The organism is bacterium CG_4_10_14_0_2_um_filter_33_32, from assembly GCA_002792735.1.
In the GTDB taxonomy this organism is placed as follows: Bacteria; Patescibacteriota; CPR2_A; order CG2-30-33-46; family CG2-30-33-46; genus CG2-30-33-46.
Window position 1 is genome coordinate 1 of sequence record PFOW01000076.1, and the last position, 1506, is coordinate 1506.

The 1506-nt window shown below is 35.1% G+C and carries 2 protein-coding genes; both read left to right on the forward strand.

All coding sequences use genetic code 11. From position 1 onward, the window contains the following. Nucleotides 1–440: hypothetical protein (locus COX95_04855; GenBank protein PIZ85202.1), on the forward strand; the 440-nt coding region annotated here is incomplete at its 5' end. Between the two features lie 179 nt (nt 441–619). Beyond that, nucleotides 620–1354 (forward strand): hypothetical protein, encoded by a 735-nt coding sequence (locus COX95_04860; protein PIZ85203.1) that lies wholly within the window; start codon nt 620–622, stop codon nt 1352–1354. Nucleotides 1355–1506 lie beyond the last annotated feature (152 nt).

Here is a 1506-nt window from a genome sequence, read left to right on the forward strand (position 1 = left end):
ATGGAACTATCAGCACTGCGTTTGATACTTGGGAAAACGACCCAGGTTCGTATATGGACTACAATTATTCCGGATCAACTAGTTTAAAAGGACCAATTTACGATCAAAAAAATACGGTTTCGTTTCAAAGTCTAAACTCTAGCGCAGTAGCTGTTACTTATTATTGGTACTATAAAAATACTAGGGAACTTGTAGAGTTTGATATAGTTTTTAATGAAAAATATCCATGGTCAGTTACTGATTCTGGTAATTCTTATAGTTTTGATTTACAAAACGTAGCAACTCATGAAATTGGTCATACGTTGTCTCTTGGCGATTTGTATAGTACTTCAACCTCCGAACTCACAATGTATGGATATGCGAGTTTTGGCGAGATTAAAAAGAGAGATTTAGGGCTTGGCGATAGATTAGGGATTAAAAGGATATATCCTTTATTTTAAGAAAATTAATTAATAATTGCCCGTCCTCACCTCACCCCGTTAAATAATTTTGCTTTACAAAACTAGCACAAAGCGTTATTTAACAGAGTGAAGTTTCTGGCGGGTCTCAGCCTCGATAAGGCGCCGCCCATAGGGCTCCGCCCGGTGGGAATGAATATTTCGAGGCCTTGGGAGGGAAGATGAAAAAAAAGAGTATTATTACAGCCATTTTGGCAGCCGTTCTAGCTTTTGCGCTTGGTGGTACTACAACTTGGTATGTAATGGATAGCCAAATGGGTCAGATTAAAAATAATCTAGAATCTCAACAGCAAAGCACAGATAGGTTAGTTTTAGATCTCAAAAAGCAGGTAGACGAATTAAATGGGGCTAGTGATAATGATTTAGTTGGTAAAGAATGTGGCGGAGAAGAAGATAAGAAGTGTCCGACGGGATACTATTGTAAGCCTTTATATAAATGTAAAGATTCTAAATGTTTAGGTTCTGTTGGGGAATGTGTTAAACAAAACGATGAAACAGCAGACTGGAAGACGTATAATGGGAAAGAATTTAGTTTTAAGTATCCAAGTAATATAAAAATCAATAAAGAATGGGAAAATGGTGGAGTAGAAATTGGTACTGATTACCCCTTTAATTATGAGCTAGAGGATGCTTATTCATTTGAAGTTTATATAGGTTCTTATCTGGGAGATGATTTTGGTCATCAGACTGCAGGTAGCCTGCAGAAAACAGAAAATATTACTCTAGGTAATATAACAGGTAAGAAGACTACTTGGATAAAAGATGATAACAAAGAATTCGATATAAATTTCGATAAGACAGATAAATCCTACCAGATTAGGTTTACAACTACATCTGGTAGTAAGTACGATAAAATATTTAATTTAATCATTAGCACTTTTAAGTTAAATAGCTAATAGAATCGTTAATATTTTTTCACAAAGTGTCCCTTAGTAGACACTCTGCGTTATCTGTTTCCTGATTAGCATTTTGTAATTTATACTGCTTTTTGTTATTTGTAATTGCTTGCTGATCTAGGCATTTTGTTGATTTCGCACTATTCTGATAA